Genomic DNA, 23048 nt, shown 5'->3' with positions numbered 1-23048 from the left:
CCGGCCATCCCGCATATTGCTGATCGCGGCCTGCGCGGCGCTGTGCCTGTCGCTGCTGGCGATTGTTCTGGGGGATGCAACCCGGCCCATCGCTGGCTTGCCCTGGGTTGTGCTGTGCGGTTTGGCACTTATCGATTTGCTGCTGTCCTGGCCACGTCGGCGGTCGGTGACGGTTGAACCGATGCCGGATGTCTTTGTGGGCGAGGCAGGTCAGATCGACTTGACCGTCTCCCCGACCGCGCCGGGGATGTTGGGCGAGATGGACTGGCCTGCAGGGCTGGATGGCCCGTCGGGTTTTGACCTGTCGAAAGGCTCGGTTCAAATCCCGTTTCGCGCGGGACAAAGGGGCACCTGGGATCTGTCTCACCTGTGGTTGTCATGGTCTTCGCGGCTAAGGCTGTTTGAGTTCGTCCCCAAACTGTCCTTTGGTCTGAAGATCCCTGTGGTCCCAAACATCCGCCGGGTCATGTCGGGTGAGATTTCGACAACCGTGCAGTCGCGCCTGTTTGGCGTGAAGGAAAACCGAGCCATTGGCGAAGGCACCGAGTTTCACCAGTTGCGCGATTTTGTGCGCGGAATGGATGCCAGCTCGATTGATTGGAAACGCTCGGCCCGGTATCGCTCGCTCGTGGCCAAAGAGGTGCGGGCCGAACGCAACCATCATGTGATCATCGCGTTGGATAACGGCTATCAGATGCGCGAAGAGGTCGCGGGATTGCCAAAGATCGATCACGCCATCACCGCCGCACTCGCCACCGCCTGGGCCGCAGCCATCGGAGGCGATCAGGTTGGGCTTTATGCCTATGATGCCAAACCGCGCATGTTCCTGCCCCCCGAACCGGGGCGCGCCGCGTTCAACCGGCTGCGTAGCCGCACATCTAAACTCAGCTATGAAAGCGTCGAAACCAATCATACGCTGGCCATGACCGAGTTAAACGGACGCACGCCAAAGCGCAGCCTGATCATCGTGTTCTCGGATTTCGTGGACACCACAACGGCCGAATTGATGGTCGAGAATGTCAGTGTTCTGGCAAAGCGGCATCTGATTGTCTTTGTCACGCTGCGCGACCCGATTTTGGAGGCACAGGTCAATGAGGCCCCATCAGATATGGATGGGGTGGCAGAAACGGTTTCAACCGGGCAACTGCTGCGCGAACGCCGCCTTGTGTTGGAACGGTTGCACCAACTGGGCGTCACTGTGATTGATGCGGAGCCAGGTGAGGTCTCGGCCCGCCTGATCTCGACCTATCTGGAAATCAAAGCGCGAGAGATGATCTGATGTCTGACCGTGACCTGATCCGCTCAGCCCGGTTTCGGCAGGAACGCGAAGGCGACTGGCGCAGATTGTCCGATCTGGTCGACAAGGCCGAGGGTCAGGGCCTGCATCGCATGAGCTTTCAGGAGGCGCGCGATCTGGCCGATCTGTATCGGCAGGCCACAACCTCCCTGTCCATCGCTCGCGAGATTTCGCTGGATCGCGGCTTGCTGGACTATCTCGAAGCCCTGACCAGCCGTGCCTATCTGAGCGTTTATGCCCCGCAGCAGCGGTTGGGCGGCACAATCCGCAGGTTCCTGACCAGCGGCGGGCCACGGGCGATGCGATCCTCATGGCGCGTCACACTGCTGGGGTTTCTTTGCATGGCCGCCGGGGCGCTGGCCGGATACTTCTTCTATTTCGACAACCCCGAATGGTTCTATGTTTTCATGCCATCGGACCTGGCCGGAGGGCGCGGGCCTGACGCCAGCACCGATTACCTTCGGGCGGCCATTTATGGGGAAGAGAACGCCTCGGGCCTTGGTGCTTTTGCGACCTATCTGTTTTCCCACAACACCCGGATCGCCATCTTTGTCTTTGGCCTCGGCGCGTTCTTGTGCGCGCCGACAATCATGCTGTTGTTTTACAACGGACTGATCCTTGGCGTCTTTTATGCCCTGCATATCGACCGCGGGTTGGGCTGGGACATGTTCGGATGGCTCTCGATCCACGGCGTGACCGAACTGTCGGCGATCTGCATCGCAGGCGCAGGGGGGTTGAAACTGGGTCTGGCTGTCCTGTTCCCAGGCTCTCAAACCCGGGCGGGAGCCCTCCGCGCGGCGGGCCATGATGCGGTCAAGCTGGCGCTGATCGCGGCGATGATGCTGGTGATTGCGGCCCTTTTGGAAGGATTCGGCAGGCAACTGGTACAGGACCGCTCCACTCGTATTGCCATCGGCTGGGCCATCGGGGCGCTTTGGCTGGTGTGGTTCTCGCTCGGCGGACGGAGGCGGTCATGAGCATTGCCACAATGAACCGATTGCTGCCACCCGAAGGCGTGCCGCTCTATTTCCGCGTCGCCGGTGTGGGGGTTCGAACCGCTGCGCAGCTGACCGACATTCTGATCACGGGGGCCGTGGCGGTTGCGCTGTTTCTTTTGGCGGTTTCCTTCGATCTGGTCGAACCCCTCACGGCTTCGGCCATCGGGGCGATGCTGTTCTTCGTCATCCGCATCCCCTACTACGCCGCGTCCGAGCTGATCTGGAACGGCCAAACCCTTGGCAAACGGCTGATGAAGATCAAGGTGGTTTCGGCAGACGGTCAGGCCCTGACAACGCAATCCCTGGTCGTGCGCAACCTGATGAAAGAGGCCGAGATCTTCCTGCCCGGCACGATGGTCCTGACGCTGACAACCGATGCTCTGGTTCCATCCCTTATCTCGCTGGCCTGGGTCTTGGGCGTTCTGGCGGTCCCTTTGTTCAACAAACGTCGGCAGCGGCTTGGAGACATCATCGCAGGCACCTACGTGATCCACCTACCGAAACCCGTTTTGCTGCCGGACATGTCAGAAACCAACCGGCCACTGACGGCTGCGCAATCCTCTTATCAATTCCTGTCACATCAATTGGAACATTATGGCGCATTCGAATTGCAAACCCTCGAAGGGGTTCTGCGCAGTGCCAACCGCACAAAAGGCCCCGCCGCATACAAACAGCAGAAAGAAACGCTGGCCGCTGTCTTTGCGCAGGTGCGCCGCAAGATCGACTATGCCGACCCGGTTCCAGATGCAGACCACCAAGCCTTCCTCGAAGCCTTCTACAAGGCACAGCGCGCTTTCCTCGAACAACGACAACTGTTCGGAGACAAACGGAAGGATAAGCACCACACCACCGAGAACGGCGAAGTCTAATAAGAAGCTGTTGCCGTTTTGCCTAAGGGCGAGACTTAACACGCAGTTTCCCCTTGCAGATGAATGGAAGTGCGCGGCTTTATCTCAGCCAAGAGCATATCGTTTAGTTTAGGATATACAGATGGCTGACACTGCAACTTCTGACCTCCACGCCCCCTTCGGAGTGGGCGCGGTTCTGAGTGATACATTTTCGATTTTCTTCCGAAAAATTCACATCGTGATCCTGTTGGGTTTTATCCCGGCTCTGATCGATGTCATTGTGAATACATATGCCTGGGATACGGATTTCGAGGCCGTCCCGGGGGTTGAGTTTGACTGGGCGACCTTCAGTTCCACCTTTGTCGTGGCCCTGTTGATCTCATCCGTCGCCATCTCACTAACCTCGGCCATGGTCATCCAACTGGCCTATGACGCCAAATCCGGGCGGCCCGCCCAGATTGGCCAATATTTCAAAAACGCCTTGGTCAACCTGCCAGCCTTGGTGGTTTTGTCCATCGTAAGCGGCATTCTGATCGTGATCGGGTTTGCGCTTGTGTTTGTACCCGGGCTTTGGCTCTACGCCGTATTCTCAGTCATTGTCCCGGCCATCGTCATCGACAAATCCGGTTTCGGAGCGCTCAATCGCAGTTCGCAGCTGACAAAGGGCTATCGCTGGCCGATCGTCGGCACATTGATCGTGCTTGTTCTATGCATTTTCTTGGTCTCATTTGTGGTTGGGTTTGTATTCGCCGTCGGGTTTGGCGACACCTCTGCCATCGGCTTCGAACCCACCCCTACTTGGATCGTAGCCGAGGCTGTCCTGAACGCTCTGGCCTATGGCTGGACAGGTGTCGTCATCGCGATGATCTTCGCCCGTCTGAAAGAAATCAAAGAAGGTGTCAGTGTCTCAGACCTGATCGACGTGTTCCGTTAGGCCGCGCGCAGCCCCGGCGGCGGCACATCCGCCGCCGGGGCTTTGGTCCGTCTTCAGAACCACGCTTGAGGTCAGAAAAAATGACACAAGCACCAAAATCGACCTTGTAACTCCGTGACATGCACGGATATACCCGTCGACGGAGACGTGGCCGAGTGGTCGAAGGCGCTCCCCTGCTAAGGGAGTAGGCGGGAAACCGTCTCGAGGGTTCGAATCCCTTCGTCTCCGCCACCACCCCAATTTTATACATGATTTCTGTGTCTTGCAGTATACATTGGGTTTTGAGCATTTGCCTTGCCCCATCAGAACTTCAACCTGCCGTAACTTCGAGACAATCTCTTCGGGCTTCGGTCTCTTGTTTGCCATTCGTGGTCCTCCGTTTCCTAAACATAACGGTGGAACAGTTCAGTTGGGGAGGCTCAGACTTCAGAACCGGATCGATTCATTGTAAACCCGATCCACCAGATGCCGAGACTAAACAACTAGGTCTTGAAAAAGCTGAAAGAGCGCGTGGAGGTAGGAGAGAAACGGCGAGGCGGTCCTGAGTGAAAGCCAAGCTGCGTACATGATCGGTAAAGCTCAGTCCGGAGGTGATCTCTGCCGCTACAGCGTGATCTCTTCGGTCAACGGAAGCTACGCAACAGAGCCCATGGTTAACATTTTCTTGCCGAAAGCTGCCCCACCAATAAAAGAACCATCTTGAAAAACTGCTGTTAAGTTGAGAATAGAAACCTCTATTTACTGGCAAAGGTTGTTTGATCGTGTCCATCACTCCTGTTCTTCTCTGCGGCGGCTCCGGTACCCGTCTTTGGCCGCTGTCTCGGAAATCCTATCCAAAGCAGTTTGCCGCCATTGCCGGGGAAGAGACCCTGTTTCAGGCCTCGGCCAGGCGCCTGTCCGGAGAGGGTTATGCTGCCCCCGTTGTGGTGACCGGGTCTGATTTCCGGTTTATCGTGACCGAACAGCTGCAGGCAGCGGGCATTGATCCAGGCGCGATTTTGATTGAGCCTGAAGGGCGCAATACTGCGCCTGCGGTTCTGGCTGCAGCCTTGCATGTGGCTATGTCCGACCCTGATGCCTTGCTGCTGGTCGCACCGTCTGATCATGTTGTGCCAGATGCAGACGCATTCCGCGCCGCTGTGGTTGCGGGTGTGCCAGCGGCTAAGGCCGGGCAACTGGTAACCTTTGGAATTACACCGGACCGGCCTGAGACCGGCTATGGGTATCTCAAACTGGCGACTGCACCTGAAGGCATCACACCCGTCAAGCTCGACAGCTTTGTCGAGAAACCTGATGTGGATACTGCCACGGCGATGGTGGCCGATGGCAAACATCTGTGGAATGGCGGTATCTTCCTGTTCCGGGCAAGCGATATCATCGCCGCCTTTGAAACCCACGCGCCAGCGCTGATGACGCCGGTCAAGGCAGCTTGCGAAGCGGCCAGGGCGGATCTGGGTTTCCTGCGGCTGGACCCGGAGGCCTGGAAGCAAGCCGAGGATATCTCGATCGACTATGCCGTGATGGAAAAAGCTGACAACCTGAGCGTTGTGCCGTTTTCCGCCGGCTGGTCCGACCTGGGGGATTGGGACTCGGTCTGGCGTGAGGCGGGTCCGGATGAAAACGGTGTTGTGGCGACAGGCGCCGTTACGGCAATTGAGTGCAGTGACACACTTTTGCGGTCCGAGGCGGACAATCTCGAGGTGGTGGGCATCGGCCTGAAAGACGTCATCACTGTGGCAATGCCTGATGCGGTTCTGGTGGCGGATAAATCCCGCGCGCAGGACGTGAAGAAGGCCGTCGAAGCGCTTAAGGCCAAGGGCGCCAGCCAGGCCACCATATTTCCCAAGGATTTCCGCCCTTGGGGCTGGTTTGAAAGCCTGGTCGTCGGCGGACGCTTTCAGGTCAAACGCATTCACGTCCACCCCGGCGCGGCACTGTCCCTGCAAAGCCATCACCACCGCTCCGAACACTGGATCGTGGTCGAGGGGACTGCGAAGGTCACGGTCGACGACGACGTTAAACTGGTGACCGAAAACCAGTCTGTATACATCCCGCTTGGTGCCGTGCACCGCATGGAAAACCCCGGAAAAGTACCCATGGTGCTGATCGAAGTGCAAACCGGAAGCTATCTGGGCGAGGATGACATCATCCGTTATGAGGATGTCTACGCACGCGGATAAAATCGGGGCTGCGTGTCGCCCCTTATCGGGTCGAAAACAGCGTAACCCGATCAGAGAGGGGCAGGCAGTTTGCCACTGGGAGATTTTGAGATGTCCGACATGCAGGCTGGGCAAGACAGGCGCACGTTCTTTTTCGATATATCAAGTTTGATCGGCTATGTGAGCAAGATCGACCGGTATTCCGGAATTCAGCGGGTCGTCGTGACGATGATCGTTGAGATGTCCAGGCTTGTAGATGCCGACCGGCTGTACCTGTCCTGGAGAGACAGGAAATCGGGACGCTATTTGTGTTTGCCCTTCTCAGAGATCGGAACTGAAGCATTCGCCTCACCTGAAAGCATGCGCCGGATCTTTCGCCCGTCCGTGGCCCGGCGTGACAACCTGCCTCCTTTGAAAAAATACCGCACCAAACCGGTGAAGTATTATCTTCAGCGGACCTGGTTGGATGTGGCGGCCCGTTTGGGGCATGATCGGCGTTTCCATAAATACAATATGTCCGCCAGGATGTGGCGCGACGCGCGAAAGGGCCGCAAGCAGGTAAAACAGCAGACCCTCAGCCCGGTGGAGTTCTCATCGCGCGCGCGTGCAGGTGATCACTTGGTGCTGCTAGACAGCGCATGGTTCTCGGAACAGATCGATATTTTTCTGCAAGCCCGCAGGGCAGAGCTTGTGGTGCATTCCATGGTCTATGATCTGATCCCCATTGTCGCCCCGCAAACGTGTGACGGAATGGGTCCGGCTAATTTTTACCAGTGGCTCATGCGATCCCGGGAATACACGAATCATTATCTGGCAATTTCACAGGCAACCCTCAGAGATCTGAAGGATTTCTTTTCCGCCCATGGTGTCGATGCCCCTGCCACCGTAGTGCCACTGGCCCAGGCCGCCTTACCATCGTGGGCAGACATGGGCCTGCAGCAGCAGGGGGTTGGACCCCTGTCGGCAAATATCGCCACCGCAGCCTATCCGGGATTGCGGGAATTGATCACGTTGGATGACAGCTTGCGCCATGTTGTTGCCAGCCCTTTTGTCCTGTGTGTCGGAACCATAGAGGCGCGCAAGAATGTCTGGCGCATTGCCTTGGCCTGGAAAGCCTTGCTGGACCAAGGATATGTGGATCTGCCCAAGCTTGTCTTTGCCGGGCGTCGGGGCTGGTTGCGGCAGGACTTTGAAGACCTGTTGGCAGCAACCGGGAATATCTACGGTTATGTCCGGGTTATTGAAGGGCCATCCGACGAAGAGCTCAACATGCTTTACGGCCATTGCCAGTTCTCCATCATGGCCAGCCTGTATGAAGGCTGGGGATTGCCGGTGGGTGAGGCGCTGGCTTACGGCAAGACGGCTGTGGTCGCGAACAATTCTTCGCTGCCAGAAGTCGGAGAGGACCTGGTGGAATATTGCGATGCGACCCAGGTCTCCAGCATCGCAGAAGCGGTCAAGCGTCTGCTGGATGTTGATCATCGTGCTGCGCTTGAGGCTAAAATCGCCGAGGCCGATCTGCGCGACTGGGCCGATGTGGCCCGCGATCTGCACACTGCCGTCACCACCGCTGTCCAGATCGAGCAACAGGGAAAAACCGGCTGAACCTGTCCTGGTTCAGCCAGCAGCCTGTACTGCGCAAGGTGGGTCAGAGCCCTTCCAGAACGCGTTGCAGATCATCCGCGACGCTGCTCCATGTACGCAAATTCGGATGTGCCGCAGTGATGCGGTCGCGCAGGTCGGTGGCAAAGGCGATGTCCTCCTGCAAGCGGCGTAAGTGCGCGGCCAGCTCTTCGGGACTGTCGGGGTCAAAGTAGAGCCCCAAATCACCGCACACTTCGCGCAGTACAGGAGCCGTTGAGCAGATTGCGGGTGTTCCAAACCAGAGCGCTTCACCTGCAGGCAATCCCCAGCCTTCCATCCGGGTGGCCATCACCACCGCAAGTGCATTGCGATACAGCGCCACCAGATCCTCTTGTGCCGGGCTGTCGATAAAGACGACCTTGTCGCGGATGGCCGCCATATCCTCTGAGGCCAGGTATTTCTGAGTGGTTTTGCGCAGGGCTCCGGCAATGACCAGGGTCGGCACTGTTGCGCCCTGAGCTTGCAGAATCTGAAGCGCTCCGAACGAGGCCTCGAGGTTTTTCCGACCCATCGTGGCGCCAACTGTCAGGATGTAGGGCGCGGGCGGCAGTGTCAGGGTCGCTTCGCGATCCCCTTCTGCACATTCATGAACAAGCGGGATCGATGTGACCACCGGTGGAACAGGGGGCAGAACACCCTGTTCCGAGAAGGACAGCAATTCGGATTTGGTGAACTCAGATATGGTCATGATCTCGGTGGAGTTTGAAATCACGATCCGGTTGTCGTCCAGGAATTTGCCCGGGAAATAAGCCGATTTATGTCCGAACTGAGAGTGCAGCGGGATCATGTCATATAGCAGCGGTACCAACCGCGGGCGCACACCGTGCCGCTCCAGTGAATCAATTGCATCCGTGATCAACTTGGGTCTGGCAGCAGAGACCAGGGTTTTGCCGGACATGTCCAAACGCGGCGGTGTCAAACCGGACTTCGCCCACATCTTCTTGTTGCGCCGTTTGAGAAGCGGATTCACCGCGCGCGTTGCCAGCTTGGTCAGAACCGTTTTGCGTTTGTAGGCTGGGCGAATGCGTATTTCCTGAATGCCCAAGGGAACGTTCAGATCGACGGTCCCATCCTCGTGAAGTTCCGGAAACACTTCCAAAAACCCGTCATGGGCATAGGAGAAGACACCATACCGCACCGGGGCCTTGCGCTGCACAAGCTGCAGGCCGAGTTCATGCACAACACGCATAATCCCGTAAAACCGCAGCTTGCCGGTGGAGGCGCTGAAGACCTCGGTGAGATCAAAGACAATTTCAGACATCTGACTGGCGTTACTCCGCGGCTTCATCTTTGGGGCATTGGTGTTCAAGCAGTCACCGATCTTACCATCAGCGCCTCTTGATGAAAGCGCGGACCAATATCCGAAGATTTCCTGGTTTGGTAAGGGATCACCCTATGGCGCGGCAGCTTTCTACAAGGCGTTTGGTGATATGCGGTGACATTCCGGTTGTCCGCCTTGTGCAGACAACAGACTTGAATGTATCTGTACATTCCCTGAACCGTAAAAAACGCAATGATGATACCCGCTGCTGTGGAGATCATGCCGATCATCGTAACAATCGAAATTCCATCGAGTTTCTGTTGTTCTATGGCCATCAAGGTTCAGTCTGATTGGGGTGGTTCTGCCCGGTCAATGAAGGAGCGATGCCTGAAAGGGTCATTAGTGTCAAGGCGAGCCCCGGACCCGTTTGAGACACACGCTTTATCAATTCGTTATTATGCAGTCCCAAAAAGGCTGTTGAGGTCTGCGGGAACACATTGGTTAATCGGCAAACTTACGCCGACAAGCGGTAGACGCATTAGGTTTGATCAGCTAAAGCCCAGCATAACAAAAGAGGGCTTAGAATGACCAAAACCGCAATTGTCACAGGTATTACCGGGCAAGATGGAGCCTATCTGGCAGAGCTTCTTCTTGAAAAGGGATATAAAGTTGTCGGCACGTTCCGCCGGGTGGTTTCCACCAATTTCTGGCGTATCGATGATTTGGGCATCCGTTCGCATCCCAACCTGTCACTGGAAGAGCTTGACCTGACCGATATGGGCGCAATGATCCGTCTGATTCAGAAGACGGAGCCCCATGAAGTTTACAATCTTGCGGCACAGAGTTTTGTAGGAATTTCGTTCGACCAGCCCGCCACGACATCCCAGATCACTGGCATTGGGGCGCTGCATTGGCTTGAAGCAATCCGAATTGTGAATCCTAAAATTCGTTTCTATCAGGCATCCACATCGGAAATGTTCGGCAAGGTTCAGGAGATTCCTCAACGGGAAGAAACACCTTTCTGGCCACGCAGCCCTTATGGCGTAGCCAAGCTTTACGCTCATTGGATGACCATAAACTATCGCGAAAGCTATGATATTTTTGGCACATCCGGGATTCTGTTCAATCACGAAAGCCCGCTCAGGGGGTTGGAGTTCGTGACCCGGAAAATCACCGATGGTGTGGCCAAGATCAAACTGGGACAGCTTGATTGCCTGGAACTTGGGAACATGGATGCCAAGCGTGATTGGGGATTTGCGAAGGATTACGTGGACGGGATGTGGCGTATGCTGCAGGCGGACACACCGGACACGTTTGTTCTGGCAACCGGGCGAACCGAAACTGTACGCGATTTTGTCACGATGGCGTTCAAGGGCGCAGGCATTGGCCTGCGATTTGAAGGGCAAGGGGAAGATGAAGTGGCGATTGACGCCGAATCAAACCGTGTTCTGGTGCGCATCAATCCAAAATACTATCGCCCCGCCGAGGTCGAGCTGCTGATTGGTGACGCAAGCAAGGCCAAGGACGTTCTGGGCTGGGAGGCCACGACCTCTCTTGAAGATCTCTGTGAGATGATGGTCGCAGCTGATCTGGCGCGCAACGAACGGGGCGTTTCGTTCTGATGTCAGGGGGCCGCGTCTTGATCACTGGCCGTTACGGGTTCACCGGGCGATACGTGGCTGCTGAACTGGAGGCAGCGGGATGGGAGGTCTGGGGCACTGGGATGACGATGCCCCCTGCGCAAGACCCGACCTATCTGCAGGCGGATCTTTCGGACAGCGCGGCAATTGCCCATGTTGTAGACAGGGTGAAACCTGATGCGGTGATCCATCTGGCTGCGATTGCGTTTGTCGCGCATGGAGCAGCTGAGGACTTCTACAAGGTAAACGTGATTGGAACCCGGGTTTTGCTGGAGGCATTGGCTCAGGCCGGCGTGGGCCAGTCCGGGGTCATTTTGGCAAGCAGCGCCAATATTTATGGCAACTCGAAACAGGCGCCGATTGCGGAAACAGCCTCTCCCGCGCCCGTGAACGATTACGCGGTTTCGAAACTGGCTATGGAATACATGGCTCAGCTGTTTACGGATCGCTTGCCGATCGTGATCGCGCGGCCTTTCAACTACACCGGACGCGGGCAGAATGCCCAATTCCTTGTCCCTAAAATCGTGGCCCATTTCCGGCAGCGCGCCCCGCAAATCGAACTGGGTAACCTTGATGTTGCCCGGGACTTTTCCGACGTTCGCGATGTGGCGCGGGCTTATCGGGAACTGCTGCGTCCGGATCTGCGAGGACAGCGGGTAAATATCTGCTCTGGAGTGGCGACCCCTTTGCAGCGCATTGTGGACATGTGCAGCGACATTACCGGGCACATTCTGAACGTGACCGTGAACCCCCAGTTTGTGCGCGCCAATGAGGTGAAGGAATTGATGGGAGATGTCACATTGTACCGTAGTCTGACTCAGACCGAGCCGAATTACAGCTTACAGGAGACACTTAAATGGATGTTGGCGTAAGAACCTAAAGTGAAGTGGTTTTCCGCAATGTTGTGAAAAAACAAGCACTTAACCTATAGTTGATGATTTAGGTTGCTTCGCAATCTGGGCATCTGTACGAAAGCAAAAATTCTAAAACCGAGTATGGGACATTCCGTGGCTTCTTCTACAAAAGACATTTTGCAGCGATTGGCAGGTCGGGCCCATCGGGGCGGGGCATTTAATTCAGACGTTTTGATTGCAATTTCCGAAGTTCTGCCAAGTGGCGACATCAAAACGCTTGAGACCGGTTGTGGGAAATCAACCATTATGTTCTCTAACCTGGCCGCCAAGCACGTTGTGTTTGCGTATGATGACAGGGATATGCCGGACAGTTCGGTTGGTTTGGTGCAGAAAGATCCGGAATTCAAAGCGGATTGCACTGAGTTTGTTTATGGCCCAACGCAGCAGACATTGCCTGTCCACCAGTTTACGGATGATGATATGTTTGATGTCATCCTTATTGACGGGCCGCATGGTTACCCCTTCCCGGATCTTGAATACGCCATTCTTTATGAGCGCCTTAAGGTCGGCGGAATTCTCATTATTGATGACGTCCACATTCCGTCGATCGGCAATATGTATGATCTTCTGCGTGAAGATCGCATGTATGAGGAAATTGGTGTCTTCGCGACAACCGGGCTTTTGAAGCGAACCGATGTGGAAGGTGTCCCGGCGGACGGTGATCATTGGTATGAACAAAGCTATAACTACGCCCGCTTCCCGCTTGGGATGGAAAAATACAATATTGACCGGACCTTGACGCCGGATGGGCGTATCGATCTGAAGAATGACGCGCACCTGTCTCAGTATGTCATCAAGTCCATCGAAAGTGCCCCTGCCAAAAAGGCCGCGCAAACGATTGATATCGGCGCATCTCTGGAAGTGTTTGTGCCCGAAAGCGTCGGTACATCGCTGACGGTCGAGTTGGAGTACAAATCCATTTACGCCGACGCCGCCAAAGATGCGGTTTTGATGATTGGCAACTATCGTGAGCCGTTACCCTATAGCAAGCGGTGGTCAAAGATCAAAACGGTTGTTCCACGTCCCGAAGGCGGCCGTTTGATTGCGACGATCCTCCATCCACATGCCATTCCGGAACATGACCGGGACGCAGCAGCAACACGCTATGAGTTCCGGCGCTTGGGGTCATATGTTCGGGCGTTTAAGGTTACGGGCTCAAAGAAGGGCGCGCAGCCTGTTGCCACACCGATGTCGGATACACAAAGCGCGGTGGCACAAGTGGCTTCCCACTCGGAAGATTTCAAAGCCACATTGGTCGAAATCGGCAAAGACTATCCCTATCAAGTTGCCGACAAGGCCGAGATCCTACCACGACCGATAGGGGCTTTGGGTGAATCTGTCACTCGCGTTCAACGGCTTTTGCAACGCAAGCTTTATTGGTCAGTCGCCGAGCTTCTTGCATTCGATGGCGCGGAATTCGCCGAGGCGATTGCCTATGCCTTGCAGGGGCGGGAGGCCACCGAGGCAGAGAGCCACGCGTTGGATCGCGACAATAGTGCCCCCGTTCGTCTTCGAATGATCCTTGAGCTCGACCATGCAAACCGCAAATCCGGAAACCCCGCTCGTGTGATGGGGATAAGAAAATTGCGCAACCTTTGGCGGTTGGAGCGCCTGTGTACACGCAAAAATATCAAGCCCCTCAAAAAGCTGTTTGCAAGCCGGGTGCGCAAGGAAGCACGACGTATATATCATCAACAAATCTCGCAGATTTCTACGATCCAGTATGTGCAAGCTGTCCTTGATAGAATGGACATGGATGCCGGACGGGCCAAAACTTTATGAAACGCATTGTTATCGCAAATTTCTATTCCACGTGGCCGGCTGTCGGTGGTGGGCAAAGACGCATATTTTACCTCGCACGCGAGCTTTCCAAACAGTTCGACGTCGAACTCATTGTTCCGGACAGGCACGGGCGCAACGAGACGGTTATTTTTGGCCCGAACCTGCGCGAGATACGGGTTGCTGTCGAAGGACGGTTCCGTGAGCTCGAGATCAAGCTGGATGCCGAAGTTCAAATGGCCGCTGATGTTGCGTATGCTCTGCATTGGGATGAGTGCGTCCTGTATAATGAAGTCCTTGCCAACCGGCTGGCTGTATCGGACGCATGTGTAACAGCACACCCTTATTCGATTTATGCGCTTCTGCAGGCGCGGGGCGACACGGACATCCCGATTGTCTTTGACTCTCAGAATGTCGAGCTTCAGCAGAAAACCTCTGTCCTTGAACGCTTCCCGCATCTGTTGAAAGTTGTTCGGGATGTGGAGGAAACGGCGCTGTTGAAGTCGCAACATGTGATTGCCTGCACACCCAACGATGCGACCACGTTCGCAAAGGAATACGGTGTAGACGCCGACCAGATAACGATCATCGAAAACGGTGTGGACGCGCTTGGGGTGCCCCACGTGCCTGAAGATGCGTTGCCCCGGATACGCACGCGTTTGGGTTTGAAAGATCAGCTGACAGCGGTCTTCGGCGGCTCTTTCCATCATCCGAATTTCTCGGCTGCCGACCGCATTCTCGATTTTGCAAAACAGATCCCGGACATGCAATTCATTGTGCTCGGCGGGGTGTGCAACTACGGCCCGTTGAGAGACTCGACTCTGGAAAACGTCATTCGTTTGGGAGAGGTCGATGAAACCACAAAATGGATGGCATTCCGTGTTGCGGATATCGGCCTCAACCCAATGGATATTGGGTCAGGTTCCAACATCAAGATGTTCGAGTATGCAGCTGCTGAGCTGGCTGTGGTCTCTTCACCGTTCGGTGCCCGCGGCCTGGGTCTGAAGGAAGAAAGCGAGTTTATCGTTTGCGCGTTGGACGAGATGCGAGAGACGCTCGGCGCCTTGACGATCGAGGATCGCGCAAGACTTGCGGACATAGGTGTTGCCGCCCGTCAGAGTGTCACCAGAACCGCTGATTGGTCAGTGATCGGCAAGAGATATAGTGCGTGTTTTTCGGCTTTGACCCTCTGAGGCAGCCGTAGCCCTGTGGTTTTTCGCGTTTAGATTTGCGGACAAAACAAAACGATTTCATGATGGCAAACATCATGTCTGGGACAAGGATGGCGTGATGAGTGGAGATACGAGCCCAGTGATGAAAGCAAGTGGCACCTTTTCGGTACACGTTCAGAAGTACCTAGAGTATTATTTGCAGAGTCATTTTCATGCGCTTCGCAAAGTGAAATCTGCTGCTTTCGGGGACAACCCGTTTGCGCAATGCATGCAAGCCTATTCCAAGTATTACGCTTTTGACTGGAAGCGCGTTCACGATTCCCCGAACCGCGCTCTCAAGTCGAGAAGCATCAATCTCCTCTACATAGGCGGCCCGTATCGCCTTCTGGACACGACGCGCGCGATCAAACAGGCGCTTGAGTGTTTGTCCGACACCGGGGTTCTGGTTTTGCCGTGCTTGAATGTTCCGGCGAATTATCTGTGTTTTCAGTTCTTAAAAGACCATCCGCAGTTCCAACTCCACCTTACGATGGAAAACACGGCGTTCTTCGGATTCCATCGTTTGCCGTCATCGGGGGAAACAGGATGGTGGTCCGAAGCCTTCAATGTCGAACATTTACCGGCCTTTGATTATCTTGCCTATTCGATCCGCCCCAAACTGCCGGTCCGCTTTGCATATGACGGGTATCTGAGCCAGTGCGGCCCAGAGTTTCAAACGGGTTTCATGACCCGATCCGGCCGGGTGGTTTCGCACGGTTATAGGTCACAGATGGCCTTCTCTCTTGAGGCACCTTCCACCAGACAGGTGGAGGTGAGCATTGAGCTGCGCGCGTTGGATCCTGCAAGCAGGCCAGAGGCGGGCCTTGTTCTGCGCGTGGCCGATGCGGACCCCGTTTCGGTTGATCTAAGTGCGGCAGCACCTGTCCGTCGGACGATAAGCGCGACATTGCCGGATGATAACGTTCTGCCAATTGTCTTTGAGCACAGCGGGCTTGTCGATGGATCGGAACTGAGCGAGCCGGAGATTGATCTTCCGGATGTGAGTTTGCCCAATATCCAACTGTTGTCAGTGGCGATTGCGGAATGTGGCGAAACCTCGCCTCCGGTAACGCTGTCGCAACATCAGGGCAGCGTGCGAACGTTCGACCATGCCGGGCAGACTTTTCGGTTCTTCGTGGACAATCCGCATGACAGCATACAGGCGCATCACTGTGCCGGGGAATTCTACGAAATCGAAGAACTGGAACTGATTGGCGCACATGTTCCGGCAAGTGCCCGAATACTCGATATTGGCGCAAATATCGGGAACCATGCGGTCTATTTCGAGAAAATCCTGAAGGCGCAGAAAGTCACGGCAATTGAACTGCAGCAACGCGTTATCTCGGTTTTGCGTCTGAATGTTGCGCTGAACGAACTGAAAACCGTTGATTTGTCAAACCTGGGTATGGGATTTGGTGCATCTTCGCATTCTGCGCGCATCCAGATCTCGCAGGCTTTCAACGTAGCAGGGGCGCATTTCGACCCGGATCCGGTGGGCGGGTTTGAAATTCGAAAAGGCGATGACGTTGTTGGGAACGAGGATTTCGACTTCATCAAGATCGATGTCGAAGGTATGGAGTGCGAAGTCATCGAAGGCCTTTCCCAAACCATTGCCAGATGCCAGCCAATGCTGTTTGTGGAAGTATGGAACGAAAATCTGGACAGGTTCCATGCCTTGCTTGCCGATCTGGGATATGAAGTCAGCGCAGAATTCCAGCGCTACGATGTTGCAACCAACCTTCTGATGAAAGCACGCACCTATGAATGATAAAACAGATACTTCGTGTCGTCTGTGTGGTGGGGCGACCGATTACATTTTCGCAAAGACAATTCTGCGGCGTTATGACGTTCGCTATTATGCCTGCCAGGAATGCGGCAGTCAGCAGACGGATTATCCCTTCTGGCTGGACGAATCTTACGCAATTCCGGGCCTGACCATAGATGTTGGCGCAGCACCTCGTTGCATCAAGAACTGGTTGGCCGCGAAGGTCTTTCTGGACCTGCTTGAAATCCCTTTGACTGCAAAGGGTATGGATTTTGGAGCAGGCCCGGGGCTGTTTGCCAGCCTGATGAGGAGTGTCGGGCGGGATTTTCAAACCTTCGATGCATTTGCTCAGCCGCTCTTTTCCAGCTACTCCGCGCTTGAGAATATCGATGACATTTCAGCGGATGTTATCACTGCGTTTGAAGTGTTCGAACATCTTCCTGATCCGAAGGTCACACTGGATGACTTGCTGTCCCGGGGTGCCCCGATTTTCATTTTTACAACCTGGCCTGTTGATGATCAGCCGGAAGACTGGCTCTATTATCTGCCGGATTGCGGCCAACACGTCTTCTTCTATTCGGTGAAAGGGCTTGAGAATATTGGGCGCGCGCATGGCTATGAGATGATCGTGTCACAGTATTTCTACGTCTTCTATGCACCTGACAAACTGTCGGCCGAACAAGTTGAAAATGTTGGAAACTTCTCGCTCAATTCGATTGAAATGCTGGAATCCCAGGTTCAGGAAATCCTGCTGAGTGTGATTATGGGGAACGAGTATCTGGACAAAGATTTCAGCGCAGCAATGGACCGCTTTAGCACAGAGCTTCTGCCGCAATCTTCCTAGGATTCTCATGGGCTTTGGCCCCATCGCATGCGTCGGTCAGTGGCTGAACTTTTGCTGTCTTGGTTAGGAAAGATAGCTTCTAGCCCGACATACTCTGATGAATGGCCAAAGGAACGTCGGCGGAACCGCGAGATTCCTGACGAGATTGTGGACGTGTTTGCGAACTCTGAGTTGTTCAAAGGTATCGTAACGAATTCGGCCTGCGGTAATCGCATTTGGCTTGCTCTGTTGAAGGGGTGAGCAAACCCTACTTTAAGACGAGGGACGCTTTTGGGGGGTAGATCACCACTTCATCTTCAAATGCTTGATGTGGCGTCGTGAACTGGACTGTCATCCGGGCTGCTGATCTTTTGTTGCGGCCCAGCTTTCCTGCGCCGCCGGGTCGATCCGGTTGGTGATGAACAGAAAGACCGCGCCGATCCCTCCGACCGTGAACATGACGGCCTGCCAAACCTGCGGCGACGATCGCCGCAGCGTCGCCCCGACCGCTCCGCTGCCATTGTAGGGTCTGATCCGGTAATCCGCGCCCTGTCGGGTATCCCATTGGCGCGGAATTTCTATCTGGGTGAGCATTACATGATAGATCAGCGTGAATGGGGTTTCGGAAGGAAGGGTTTAGGACGCATCTTCTGCGCGTCGATCAGCCAGAAAAGATCGCTGATGTCACCGCTTCGTTTTCCGAGTCGTGAAACACGCAGCGCACTGGAAACTACTGCATCCTGACCCTAGCTGTGATCTTTCATCAATCGCTGCTTCTGGCGTGACCAGTCCCGCTTGGCCTGGGTCTCGCGCTTGTCGTGCAGCTTTTTGCCCTTGGCGATACCGATTTTCAGCTTGGCCCGGCCCTTGTGATTAAAATATAGAACCAACGGCACCAGTGTCATGCCCTTGCGTTGTGTCGCATTCCACAGGTTCGACAATTCCTTGCGCGAGACCAGCAGTTTACGGCGGCGGCGTTCTTCGTGCTTGAACACTTTGGCCTGCTCATACGGGGCGATGTAGCTGTTGATCAGCCACAGCTCTCCGTCGTCGACCGAGGCATAGCTTTCGGCAATATTGGATCCGCCCGCCCGCAGGGATTTGACCTCGGACCCTTCCAGCATGATGCCACACTCGATATCCTCTTCGATCGCGTAGTCGAAGCGGGCACGCCTATTTTCGGCGATCACTTTGTAGTTTGGGTCAGTCTTCTGCTTGGCCATGACGGGTTGATTTAGGCGGCTTGCACCTGCCATGCAAGGCCAGCGCAGGCTTTCACATCACGATTGTGCGGAAATGATCAGGTCCGGACCGAAAATCGTGTCGGAATGGTTGTGCAGATAAATCTTGAGCCAGGGTGTAAAGCGTTCCGGGTGGCGTCGCACCTCGGCCAGAAGATCGTGATAGTCGATCCAGCGAATATCCATCACTTCGTCCGGGTTCGGCTCGATCTTCAGCGGGCCACGTGCATGCGCTAAGAAAACGTCCACCACCTCATGCTCGATCAGGTTGTTGCCCACATCGGCGTGATACTCCAGACGGTGACGGTATTCAGGATACAGCCCCGTGATCCCGAGTTCTTCGCGCAAACGGCGCACTGCGCAGGCCGACGCACCTTCGTCCCAGTCAGGATGAGTGCAACAGGTGTTCGCCCACAGACCCGGCGTGTGGTACTTGCCCAACGCCCTGCGCTGCATCAGGATTTCAGTGCCACGCACCACAAAGACAGACACAGCCTTGTGCCTGAGGCCTTTTTCATGTGCCTCAAGTTTGTCCACGGGGGTCAACTCACCATCAACCCAAGCCGGGATCATGATTCCCATATGTCGTCTCCTGATGCCGATCCATCGGACTGGCGAACTTTGATGTGGTGCTATGGCCGGATCGGCTTGGCATCGGGGCCCATCCGCTCCGGATCGGGCCGCGTTGGGACAAAATGGCAATGATCGGTCGGATTATCAACCTTACGAAAAGCCGCAGGTAAGGCGGCTTTTCGATTTGTCATCGGGTCATCTGAAATCCTATTCGCCTGATACGCTGAGGATATAGGCATAGACATCTTCGCCACCGGATTTCAGTTTGAAACTCATCTTTGACTTGGCCGCAGTGTCATCCAGGTATTCTTTCAGGAAGGCTCTGGGATCTTGAGAATAGGCGACAAAGGTTTCTTCGTCCCAGACAAGTCCGTTTTCGCCGGCTTCGACAATGCTGTCACCATATTTGAACCCTTCCAGGGTCCCTGCGGTACGGCCTGCGACCCCGTAAAGGTTCGGTCCGGTTTTACCGCCTTTAACAATCACATCGCCCGCAGGGTCAGCGATCATGTGGCAGGATTTGCATCTGTTGAAAGCTTTCTTGCCCGCCTCTGCATCACCTTCTGCATAAACAGGCAGGGCAAGCAAGCCGACGATTGTGGTGGCGAGGAAACGATTCATATTCTTTGCTCCAGATTTGCGTGGCTGGCCTAAATGGAGCTTTGTAGCGCCGGTGAGTCAACGCGCAGATTGCCGCGCGTAGTCTGTGTCGCGGTAGCAAAACGCCGGGCCTAACCAGACATGTTGAGCTGTGACCAGCAGGGCAGCAGATCGCCCGTAGCGGGCGAGGCCAGATAGATCGCACGCGCGATAGCCCGCGCCAAACAGAGCGAAGCCGCATGGCCGATCATCCCAAGTTCGGCATCATTGGCCAACTCCACCGCCCCTGTGCTGACACCAAAGACCAAATCACCATCCCCCGGTGTGTGGGCAGGCAAGACCGCGCGCGCGATGCCATCATGCGCGGCCACGGCCAGTCTATGACATTGCGGCTTCGACAAGGCCGCATCGGTGGCGACAATGGCGATTGTGGTATTCGATCTCTCGGGATCGGCCCGCATTGCGCTGGCCTTGCGGCTCGCGCCCGGCTGGCCCAATCCGGCGCGCGGATCAGGGCCTAAACCACCGAATTCTTCGCCTTGTTCGAATGGGGCGGCCCAGAAATGCCGGTCACCGGGGGTTGTAACACTCCCCAGCGGATTGGCCGCAACAAGCGCGCCTACTGTGATCCCTGTGTCCAGTACTGCCGAAGCCGAGCCCAACCCGCCCTTCTGCATCGCGGCCAGGGCTCCGGTTCCTGCGCCAGCAGTACCCAGTGCGAAGTCTTCGCTGGCCCCCTCAAAGGCGCGCCGCCCGAGCGCACGATAGGGATTTTCGGACCAGTCTTTGTTGCCACCGTTCAACAGATCAAACAGGATCGCGCCGGGGACAATCGGAACCGCGGTGTTGCCAACCGGATATCCCCGGCCCAGCGCCCTTAGTGCATCTGACACGCCCGAGCATGCGTCCAGCCCAAAGGCTGAACCGCCAGACAGGGCAATCGCGTCGACATGGGCAACAGATTTATCAGGGGCCAACAGATCGGTTTCTCGCGTCCCCGGCGCGCCACCCATCACATGAACCGAGGCTGTGAAAGCAGCGTCCGCCGTAAGAATGGTTGTGCCAGATTTGAGATCGGCGTCCTGGGCGTTGCCAACCTTCAAGCCAGAAACATCGGTGATCAGATTTTTGGGTCCAGGGGTCATTGCAATCTGTGATGTTGGGGGTGGGAAGCGCGCAGGCGCGCTGCCTCCGGCGGGGATATTTTTGGCCAGATGAAGAGTGGATCAGATACAGCGGCCACCGTCGACCTCGAGCGCAGTGCCGGTGATCATGCTGGCCTCATCCGAACAAAGGAACAGAGCAGCGTTGGCCATGTCCTGAGGGGTTGAGAAGCGACCCAGTGGGATGGTGGACAGAAACTTGGCACGAATCTCGGGCGTGTCTTCGCCCATGAAGGATTTGAGCAACGGGGTTTCCCCAGCCACGGGGCAAATTGCGTTCACGCGGATACCGCTTGGGGCAAGTTCTACGGCCATCGTTTTGGTCGCAGTGATCATCCAGCCCTTGGAGGCGTTATACCAGTTCAGGTTCGGGCGCGGCGACAGGCCCGCCGTGGAGGCGACATTCAGGATGGCACCTGCTTTGCGCGTTTTCATGGCGGGCACAAAGGCGCGGGCGGTCAGATAGACGGATTTCATATTCACGTTGAAGACGCGATCGAAATCATCCTCTGAGACATCTTCCAGCGGAGTTGGCAGATGGGTGACGCCGGCGTTGTTGACCAGAATGTCGATGGTACCGAAGTGGTTTGTTGCAGCCTCGGTCATGGAGTGAACCGAGGCGCTGTTTGACACATCGACTTGTTGAGCGACGGCCTGCTTACCCAAAGTGTTGGCCATATCCTGTGCCGCATCACCGTTGATATCGGCGATCATCACCCGCGCGCCTTCAGACAGGAACCGCTGCACGATCCCGGCCCCAAAGCCTGAGGCACCGCCCGTTACAAGTGCGGTTTTACCTTCTAACCTCATGATCTGGCTCTCCCTTACCGGGTCAGACTAGCAAGGTGCCGCGAAACTGCCAGTTCAATCTTCTGAGACTTTGCCCCGCAGTACTTTGACGTCGCCACGAGCCTTTTTCGCGGCCAGACGGCGTTTGACCGAGCCGTAGGTAGGCTTGGTGGCAATACGGCGCTTGGGTTTGACCAGCGCCCGTGAGATCAGCTCAGCCAATCGGGAACGCGCGATCTCGCGGTTGCGGGCCTGGCTGCGGGTTTCCTCACATTGAATGATGATCGCCCCATCTTTGGTCCAGCGTCGCCCGGCCAGTCGTTTCAAGCGGTTCTTGACTGGGTCAGGCAAAGACGGTGAACGCACGGCTTCGAACCGCAATTCCACGGCGGTGGAGACCTTGTTGACATTCTGACCACCAGGACCCGAAGACCGTACAAAGCTTTCGGTCATTTCCCAGTCTTGCAGAGTGATATCGTCAGTAATGCGCAACATGGGTTGGACCTTACAAGGCGCGAGTGGAAACAGAAAGGGCCGCCCCGGTGGGACGGCCCTTCGAAAGTTCAGGAGGTCGGGTCGGTTAGATCGATCGACCAGCCGGAGCGAGCGCTCCGCCAAGGGCTGCCCTAGCAGGCTGTCCCCCCGGTTGTTCCGACACCTCTCTCCAATCTCTTTCTTGACACTGGATCACCTCCTTTTCTATCTGTTGCGGTTAGCTTTGAACCTGACACAAGATGCGCCATTCTCAAAGCACTTTTTTAGGCAGGCTGTGCAGCGGTCAGACGAGCGACGATCATCTTGAACGGGATCAGGGCAATCAGGGCCAGCGACAGTTTTACCAGCCAATCCGCGAAAGCCAGCGTCACCCAAAGCGGTGCCATTGGGCCGGACAGCATGAACGGCACTGGCTCCCACGCCCAGTTGATCGCGGCGTCAGCGTTTGCGCCGAAGAAGGTGACCGAGGCCGAGAAGGCAAGGGTGAAGAAAATCGCCGTGTCCAGCGCCGATCCGACCAGCGTCGAAACCAGCGGTGCGCGCCACCAACGGCCACCGCGCAACGAATTGAAGATGGTCACATCGGTCAGCTGCGCGATCAGGAAGGCGGTGCCTGACGCGACGGCGATCCGCAGTGGGACAGCGGCATAGGTGAAACCGTCGCCTTGCAGCATGATCTGACTGCCGATCAGCGAACAGATGATACCGGTGACAAACCCGGCAAACACGACCTTGCGGGCGGGACCCACGCCATAGACGCGGTTCATGATGTCAGTGACCAGGAAGGCCAGCGGATAGGTGAAAGCACCCCAGGTCAGCAACCCATCAAGGATCAGGAACTGGACCAGAATGTTCGACGCCACGACAATGGTGGCCATGGCAAGGATGCCGGGAATATAAGAGCGTTGCATTTT

The 23048-nt window shown here is 55.9% G+C and carries 22 protein-coding genes and 1 tRNA gene; 13 read left to right on the top strand and 10 right to left on the bottom strand.

Annotation, left to right across the window (positions count from 1 at the left end; translation table 11 throughout):
• The first annotated feature begins 16 nt into the window (after window positions 1–16).
• From AC2FGE_RS09085 to AC2FGE_RS09055, 7 genes are all read left to right on the top strand, one after another.
• Complete coding sequence (locus AC2FGE_RS09085; RefSeq protein ID WP_496818894.1) at window positions 17–1279, top strand: DUF58 domain-containing protein; 1263 nt, start codon at window positions 17–19, stop codon at window positions 1277–1279.
• Entirely contained in the window at window positions 1279–2274 is a 996-nt protein-coding gene (locus tag AC2FGE_RS09080) for a stage II sporulation protein M (RefSeq protein WP_496818893.1), read from the top strand. Before AC2FGE_RS09085 ends, AC2FGE_RS09080 begins: the two co-directional genes overlap by 1 nt.
• Window positions 2271–3164, top strand: coding sequence for an RDD family protein (locus AC2FGE_RS09075; RefSeq protein WP_496818892.1), 894 nt, complete (start codon window positions 2271–2273; stop codon window positions 3162–3164). Before AC2FGE_RS09080 ends, AC2FGE_RS09075 begins: the two co-directional genes overlap by 4 nt.
• 121 nt (window positions 3165–3285) lie before the next feature.
• Window positions 3286–4077, top strand: a complete 792-nt coding sequence (locus AC2FGE_RS09070; protein WP_496818891.1) for a hypothetical protein — start codon at window positions 3286–3288, stop codon at window positions 4075–4077.
• Between the two features lie 141 nt (window positions 4078–4218).
• Window positions 4219–4308 (top strand) — tRNA-Ser (locus AC2FGE_RS09065).
• Between the two features lie 530 nt (window positions 4309–4838).
• Window positions 4839–6257, top strand: a complete 1419-nt coding sequence (locus tag AC2FGE_RS09060; RefSeq protein WP_496818890.1) for a mannose-1-phosphate guanylyltransferase/mannose-6-phosphate isomerase — start codon at window positions 4839–4841, stop codon at window positions 6255–6257.
• A gap of 90 nt (window positions 6258–6347) precedes the next feature.
• Window positions 6348–7841: a glycosyltransferase family 4 protein gene (locus AC2FGE_RS09055; protein WP_496818889.1), complete on the top strand. Its 1494-nt coding sequence runs from the start codon at window positions 6348–6350 to the stop codon at window positions 7839–7841.
• Between the two features lie 43 nt (window positions 7842–7884).
• Here the strand turns inward: AC2FGE_RS09055 and AC2FGE_RS09050 are convergent, their stop codons facing one another.
• Complete coding sequence (locus AC2FGE_RS09050) at window positions 7885–9141, bottom strand: glycosyltransferase (protein WP_496818888.1); 1257 nt, start codon at window positions 9139–9141, stop codon at window positions 7885–7887.
• Between the two features lie 44 nt (window positions 9142–9185).
• Window positions 9186–9476, bottom strand: coding sequence for a hypothetical protein (locus tag AC2FGE_RS09045; protein ID WP_496818887.1), 291 nt, complete (start codon window positions 9474–9476; stop codon window positions 9186–9188).
• A gap of 249 nt (window positions 9477–9725) precedes the next feature.
• Here AC2FGE_RS09045 and gmd point away from each other — a divergent pair, with 249 nt between their 5' ends.
• The 6 genes from gmd to AC2FGE_RS09015 all read left to right on the top strand — a co-directional run bounded on the left by gmd (window position 9726) and on the right by AC2FGE_RS09015 (window position 17294).
• Window positions 9726–10763, top strand: coding sequence for a GDP-mannose 4,6-dehydratase (gmd, locus tag AC2FGE_RS09040; protein WP_496818886.1), 1038 nt, complete (start codon window positions 9726–9728; stop codon window positions 10761–10763).
• 17 nt (window positions 10764–10780) lie between these two features.
• Window positions 10781–11653, top strand: coding sequence for a GDP-mannose 4,6-dehydratase (locus AC2FGE_RS09035; RefSeq protein ID WP_496818885.1), 873 nt, complete (start codon window positions 10781–10783; stop codon window positions 11651–11653).
• Window positions 11654–11776: 123 nt separating this feature from the next.
• Entirely contained in the window at window positions 11777–13477 is a 1701-nt protein-coding gene (locus AC2FGE_RS09030; RefSeq protein ID WP_496818884.1) for a class I SAM-dependent methyltransferase, read from the top strand.
• Window positions 13474–14667, top strand: coding sequence for a glycosyltransferase family 4 protein (locus tag AC2FGE_RS09025; protein WP_496818883.1), 1194 nt, complete (start codon window positions 13474–13476; stop codon window positions 14665–14667). Before AC2FGE_RS09030 ends, AC2FGE_RS09025 begins: the two co-directional genes overlap by 4 nt.
• Before the next feature lie 97 nt (window positions 14668–14764).
• Entirely contained in the window at window positions 14765–16453 is a 1689-nt protein-coding gene (locus tag AC2FGE_RS09020; RefSeq protein ID WP_496818882.1) for an FkbM family methyltransferase, read from the top strand.
• A complete protein-coding gene (locus AC2FGE_RS09015) occupies window positions 16446–17294 on the top strand; it encodes a class I SAM-dependent methyltransferase (RefSeq protein ID WP_496818881.1) in 849 nt (282 codons plus the stop codon). The genes AC2FGE_RS09020 and AC2FGE_RS09015 overlap by 8 nt, the downstream gene beginning before the upstream one ends.
• A gap of 330 nt (window positions 17295–17624) precedes the next feature.
• Here the strand turns inward: AC2FGE_RS09015 and AC2FGE_RS09010 are convergent, their stop codons facing one another.
• The 8 genes from AC2FGE_RS09010 to AC2FGE_RS08975 form a co-directional block, all read right to left on the bottom strand.
• Window positions 17625–17867 (bottom strand): hypothetical protein, encoded by a 243-nt coding sequence (locus AC2FGE_RS09010; RefSeq protein ID WP_496818880.1) that lies wholly within the window; start codon window positions 17865–17867, stop codon window positions 17625–17627.
• Window positions 17868–18019: 152 nt separating this feature from the next.
• Window positions 18020–18496 carry an SsrA-binding protein SmpB gene (gene smpB, locus AC2FGE_RS09005; protein ID WP_170379480.1) on the bottom strand — a complete coding sequence of 159 codons (477 nt, stop codon included), beginning with the start codon at window positions 18494–18496 and terminating at the stop codon, window positions 18020–18022.
• 57 nt (window positions 18497–18553) lie between these two features.
• Entirely contained in the window at window positions 18554–19096 is a 543-nt protein-coding gene (idi, locus tag AC2FGE_RS09000) for an isopentenyl-diphosphate delta-isomerase (protein ID WP_496818879.1), read from the bottom strand.
• 198 nt (window positions 19097–19294) lie between these two features.
• Window positions 19295–19708 (bottom strand): c-type cytochrome, encoded by a 414-nt coding sequence (locus tag AC2FGE_RS08995; protein ID WP_480500269.1) that lies wholly within the window; start codon window positions 19706–19708, stop codon window positions 19295–19297.
• 110 nt (window positions 19709–19818) lie between these two features.
• Window positions 19819–20832 (bottom strand): P1 family peptidase, encoded by a 1014-nt coding sequence (locus tag AC2FGE_RS08990; protein ID WP_496818878.1) that lies wholly within the window; start codon window positions 20830–20832, stop codon window positions 19819–19821.
• 81 nt (window positions 20833–20913) lie between these two features.
• Window positions 20914–21660 carry an SDR family oxidoreductase gene (locus AC2FGE_RS08985; protein ID WP_496818877.1) on the bottom strand — a complete coding sequence of 249 codons (747 nt, stop codon included), beginning with the start codon at window positions 21658–21660 and terminating at the stop codon, window positions 20914–20916.
• A gap of 54 nt (window positions 21661–21714) precedes the next feature.
• Window positions 21715–22134 (bottom strand): alternative ribosome rescue aminoacyl-tRNA hydrolase ArfB, encoded by a 420-nt coding sequence (gene arfB, locus AC2FGE_RS08980; RefSeq protein ID WP_496818876.1) that lies wholly within the window; start codon window positions 22132–22134, stop codon window positions 21715–21717.
• Window positions 22135–22397: 263 nt separating this feature from the next.
• Window positions 22398–23045 (bottom strand): queuosine precursor transporter, encoded by a 648-nt coding sequence (locus AC2FGE_RS08975; RefSeq protein ID WP_496818875.1) that lies wholly within the window; start codon window positions 23043–23045, stop codon window positions 22398–22400.
• Window positions 23046–23048 lie beyond the last annotated feature (3 nt).

Source organism: Ruegeria sp. YTSA075 (assembly GCF_059610245.1).
Note: the sequence above shows the minus strand (reverse complement) of the source record. Positions and strands in the feature narration are given on the sequence as shown.